Below are 5386 nucleotides of genomic sequence, written 5' to 3'. Positions count from 1 at the left end.
GGCCTTAGAACTTACAAAACTTGAATCTGCCGAATGAGTGTTCAAAATAACATAATCCTAAATTACAAATCTAAGATATACTTTCTTAATGGGCATTTTCATAGCAAATTCACGATTAGAAAGGTTCTTTATTGTTATTACATGAAATTGAAGGCATGTACAAGCAACTAATTGTATATAATAAAATTAGATGGATATAATTTTGTATATGGCATTTATGAAAAAAATAAGAAAGTGAAAACTGTGTAAACATTATGGCAAATTTGACATATTATTTCTACTATAGTATAATTCAACAAGCTACTCCAATCTCCGCAAAGGAGGTCTGCTATATATGAAGATTGTTTTGAAGAATAAACCTTTGGCTTGTTTTTCAAACAACCGGGTAATTACCGGACTTTGTGTGTCTGTGGCAATACTTATAGTATCGGCTGTTTTGATAATGGTGGGAGCATCACAAAAAGCTGTTGCTATATACGAAAATGACGGCAAAAAGGATGTTGTCACATTCAAGGGGACGGTAAAAGACGTACTTAAGGAAAACAAAATACAACTAAACCAAAAGGATAAAGTTTCTCCATTTCTTAAAAGCGCTGTTAAGGATGGTATGAAAATAGTCATTAAAAGGGCAGTTCCGGTAAAGGTATTTATCGATGGAAAAGAGCTGCAGTTTTTATCAGCGGCGGAGACCGTTGAAGATTTGTTAATATCGGAAGGTATCAAAGTAAGCGAAAAAGATAAGGTTTATCCGGATACAAATACGATAGTGTCGGGAAATTTGTCTGTTAAAATCGTCAGAGTTACTGAGAAAGAGATAACTCAAAAGCAAAACATTGCATATGTAAAGGAAATAAAGGAAATGCCAGAATGGGAGAGAGGAGTAGAAAAGGTACTGCGAAACGGCAGTAATGGCGAAAAGATGACCACAATTAAGATAACTTATGAAGATGGCGTTGAAAAAAAACGCGAGATTGTCGGTGAGAAAATCAATAAGCCGGCCTTAAGCAATTTAATTGCAGTCGGGACATTAGATTGGCGTCCTGCTTCCAGAGGAGAAACGATAAAATTTAATAGGGTGATTACCATGAAGGCTACATCCTATTCAGATACTATTGAATGTACAGGAAAGGTAGGAGGAAATACCGCAACAGGTGTAAAGCCGAGGAGATATTCGGACGGGAGCAAATGGAGCACTGCAGCGGTGGACCCGAATGTTATCCCGCTGGGGAGCAGGCTGTGGATTGAAGGATACGGATATGCCATTGCAGAAGATGTAGGAGGTGCTGTAAAAGGAAATATTATCGATTTGTTCTTTGACAGCAGCTCATCGGAATACACAAAATGGCGAACGCATTACGTAAAGGTGTATATTTTAAAATGATGTGATGGTATAATAAATACAGCAGGGTGGATTACCCTGCTGTATTTATTATTAACTTTACTAAATGTTAAGGCGGGGATAATAAGGTGATAAGGGAAGTCATAGTCGTAGAAGGAAGAGATGATTATTTAGCTGTAAAAAAAGCTGTCGATGCGGAGATAATCGTAACAGGGGGATATTCATTTCCAAAGGATACACTAAAAAGGATTCATTTTGCAAATTTAAGAAGGGGCGTTATAATCCTTACTGATCCTGATTATGCAGGAGAAAGGATAAGAAAATATATAAGCAGAAAAGTCCCCGGGTGCAGACATGCATTTTTACCTGTTCAAAATGCCATGAAAGATGGGGATATCGGAGTTGAAAATGCAAAGCCTGAAGATATAATCGATGCCCTGAACAGGGCAAGGGTGGAAGCTATAGAAAAAAGGCAGGAATTCACGGTGGATGATCTGATAAAAAATGGGCTGGAGTGCACTCCCGATTCAAGCAAGAAAAGGGCGAAGATGGGGAGAATACTGGGAATCGGCTATGGCAATTGCAAGCAATTTCTATCGAGGCTAAATAATTATGGGGTTACAAGGGAAGAATTTAACAGCGCTTTGAGCAAGATATAAATTTAAGGGTGGTTGTGAATTTGGATGATTTATTAAGGAATATCAGGATAAGGGATATTTTAGAAAAATACAAATTTAAATTTAATAAAAGATTGGGACAGAACTTTTTAAAAGATGATAGCACACTGGATACAATCGTAAATGCAGCAGGATTCGGACATGAGGATTCAGTGCTTGAGATAGGTCCGGGAATAGGAACACTTACTGAAAAAATAGCCAGGCGTGCCAAAAGGGTACTGGCAATAGAGGTAGATGATCATTTAATCTCTATTTTAAACGAGATTCTTAAAGGTTATGATAACATAGAACTATATCATGGCGACGCACTTAAAACGGACCTTAACAAATTGTCAAAAGAATATTTAGAAGAGCCGTTTTATATCTGTGCTAATCTGCCGTATTATATAACTACTCCTCTTATTTCTAAATTTTTTAGTGAAAATCTCAATGTTTCAAATATCGTACTCATGGTTCAAAAAGAAGTCGCCGAAAGGATGGTGGCAGTTCCCGGAGGGAAGGATTATGGAGCGTTATCATTGCTTGTTCAGTATTATTCAAAGCCTGATATTGTATCGATCGTTCCTCCTCATTTCTTTGTGCCAAGTCCAAAGGTTGAATCGGCAATAATAAAACTTGATGTTTATAAAAAACCTCCTGTATATGCAACCAATGTGGATTTGTTTTTCAATGTGATCAGGTATTCTTTCAATCAGAGGAGAAAAACGTTATCAAATGCTTTAAAATGCATGGGAATTTCAAAAGAAAAATTGTATATGGCATTTGAAAATAGCAATATCGACCCCACAAGAAGGGGTGAAACGCTTTCCATATGCGAATTTGCTTCTCTTTCGAATGAGATATATAAAATATCGGCTGTGCGCGGCTTCAATTCATAATATTATGGATTTGACTAACATTTAGGTTAGCCAAGCATTAAAGTTAAATAAACAAAAAAAAGAAGGATATTACCTTCTTTTTTTGTCTCTTTAGAAGTAATCGTACATATATTATAATGAATAAATTTATTTCGGGAGGGAATCAATTGTCAGCCAGAAAAAGTTACAATAGATTCTTTATTATATTTCAGGAAGAAGACAAGGGTTATGGCATAAGTCCCGACAGGCCGCCGACAGGGTATGCCAAGATAGAGACAAGAAACGATAAGAGCAAGGTTACGATGTATGTACAGAATTTAAAGTTTTTCGAATCCGCTGAATGCCTTTATAAATGTTATTTGATAAGCCATCAGGATGATAAAGATTGTACGGTATATCTTGGAATAATGAACATAGATGAACTTGGAAGGGGAGAATCTACATGGGAATCCGGCTCTCTAAATGCATTTAATTCAAAAACTCCGATAGAAAAATTCAATGGAGCGGCAGTAGTCGCGGAGAGAAAGGATACGGCGGATATAATAGCGCCTCTTGCAGGCTATATGAGCAAGGAAAAGTTTGAATGGAGATACAGGCTCCTTGAAACCAAAAAGCAGCAGAAGGATTCTGAAAACAAAGAGGATACTGCAAAAACGGGAGAAGCAAAAAAATTTGATGAATATGAGCAAAAAATTAAAAAGATTATTGAAAGCGGAGAAAATAATGAAGCAAACAGCGCTGAAAAGCCGGAGGATGTCCCTGAAAAAGAGGCGGAGATAGCAAAGAGCGAGAATAAAGTGCAGGAATCACATTTTGAAGAAACGCCTGCCGAGGAAACACCTAAGGCCCAAGCGGAAGAAAATGTGCAGGCCGATGATAGAATTACAGAAGATCATGAAGTAAAGGAAGAGGCTCAGAAATCGGATGAGCAGGAAAGGGAAGATATAGAAAAAGAGGAAGATACAAAGGACTATGACGTGACCGCAAGTAAGAGTGAAAGAGAGGACGAGAATCAGGCAGATAGTGAGGAAATTGAACCCGAAGAGGAAATCAGAACAGGGCATAAAAATGATGAGAAACATAAGCATTATTTTAAATGTCCGGTGTATGGCTATGATAAATGTGTGTACATGGATTATTATAAATCTAATTACAGGCAGATAATAAGGAAAATGCTCGAGGATATACTGGAAGATTATGAGAAGGTGGGAAAACACGGCGATCTCAAAGATTGCACGATGTGGAAAGTAACTATGGATAAATATAAGAGAGATGGCTACAAGATGACGATGTATCCGTGCTATGACCTTGTTTTTTACCCGATGATGTACAATCCTATGTTCAACTACTATAAATATATACGAAAGTCAGGACATTATATTTTTGGCATCAAATATGACGGAAATAAAAATGTCATAGCACTTTTATATGGCATACATGGAAGAAATATTCCGCCTGAGCAGCCTTATGAAGGAAAAACCGGATTTATGAGGTGGATATCGGGGGATGATCACGGCGACGGATACTGGATTATGATATATGACCCTATAACAGGAAAAATAATGTAAAGTAATTGAAAAGAAATAATACAACATAAAGACAGGCAGGGTTCATTTATTCTACCTGTCTTTATGTTTGGGTTTTGCTTAAAATTTTCGTTGTGTTATTTAAAACATTACAGGCTTATTCATACCGAAATTGAAACATCGAAAGGGTATGAAGGGTACATATATATTCTTCAAACATAAAATATGCACCTGGGTATGAATAAATGACTGGGGGCTTGAAAATCGTGTTTAGCTGTTTAAAGAGTACAAAAAAAATTACACTTGTAATTTATTGCATGATGTTATGTGTTATAATCATTTCAGTATTTTATAGATCGGCAGGTGTTTCAACAAACTCCCAAACTGAGGATGAAAAGTTTAAAGAATATACCGGTTTTAGTGGGAAATTTACATACAAACTTCCATTATCCTGGAAAACATCCGAACAAAAATTTGCAGGGAATGAAATTCTGTATCATAATGATTTCGCATCGGATGATAAAAAAATTCGCGGTTTTGTGCAAATATGGAACATTAATATACCTCTTTCAAAGTTTATATCCGATGGAAACAACAGCCTGAGCGGTACCGTATCTTTTAAATATTATACGATAGAACAGATAAAAATAAACGGACTTAGCGGATACCTTCTTAAATACAGCAAAGAAGTAGAGAATAAGAAATATACTAAAGCATTTGAGGTATTTGTTATGGACAAAGGTGATACTTTTTACAGATTCGCTTTTTATATGGACGAAAATGACTGGAAAGATGAGTATCATATGTATTTTTTAAATATTGCAGCATCAGCTGATTTAAAATAGAAAAATGTAAAATTATATTTCCAAGGAAATATAATTTTACATTTTTGTATATGAATTTAATAATTTGAATAATATAATATAAATATACTTCGATTCGTAATATGAGCTTATGTTATTTTGAACACTCATTCGCCAGATTCAA

General features: G+C 35.9%; 5 protein-coding genes. All 5 read left to right on the top strand.

Annotation, left to right across the window (positions count from 1 at the left end; genetic code table 11):
• Positions 1 to 334: 334 nt before the first annotated feature.
• The 5 genes from QME45_14325 (at position 335) to QME45_14305 (ending at position 5244) form a co-directional block, all read left to right on the top strand.
• The gene (locus tag QME45_14325; GenBank protein MDI6619806.1) at positions 335 to 1381 is read left to right on the top strand and encodes a ubiquitin-like domain-containing protein; all 1047 of its coding nucleotides are present in this window, start codon (positions 335 to 337) and stop codon (positions 1379 to 1381) included.
• A gap of 86 nt (positions 1382 to 1467) precedes the next feature.
• A complete protein-coding gene (gene rnmV / locus QME45_14320; protein ID MDI6619805.1) occupies positions 1468 to 1998 on the top strand; it encodes a ribonuclease M5 in 531 nt (176 codons plus the stop codon).
• Positions 1999 to 2039: 41 nt separating this feature from the next.
• Complete coding sequence (gene rsmA, locus QME45_14315; protein MDI6619804.1) at positions 2040 to 2894, top strand: 16S rRNA (adenine(1518)-N(6)/adenine(1519)-N(6))-dimethyltransferase RsmA; 855 nt, start codon at positions 2040 to 2042, stop codon at positions 2892 to 2894.
• A 146-nt stretch (positions 2895 to 3040) separates the two neighbouring features.
• Positions 3041 to 4441, top strand: a complete 1401-nt coding sequence (locus tag QME45_14310; GenBank protein ID MDI6619803.1) for a hypothetical protein — start codon at positions 3041 to 3043, stop codon at positions 4439 to 4441.
• Positions 4442 to 4665: 224 nt separating this feature from the next.
• Positions 4666 to 5244, top strand: coding sequence for a hypothetical protein (locus QME45_14305; GenBank protein ID MDI6619802.1), 579 nt, complete (start codon positions 4666 to 4668; stop codon positions 5242 to 5244).
• Positions 5245 to 5386: the final 142 nt, after the last annotated feature.

It is taken from the genome of Clostridiales bacterium, assembly GCA_030016385.1.
In the GTDB taxonomy this organism is placed as follows: domain Bacteria; phylum Bacillota; class Clostridia; order Clostridiales; family Oxobacteraceae; genus JASEJN01.
Note: the sequence above shows the minus strand (reverse complement) of the source record. Positions and strands in the feature narration are given on the sequence as shown.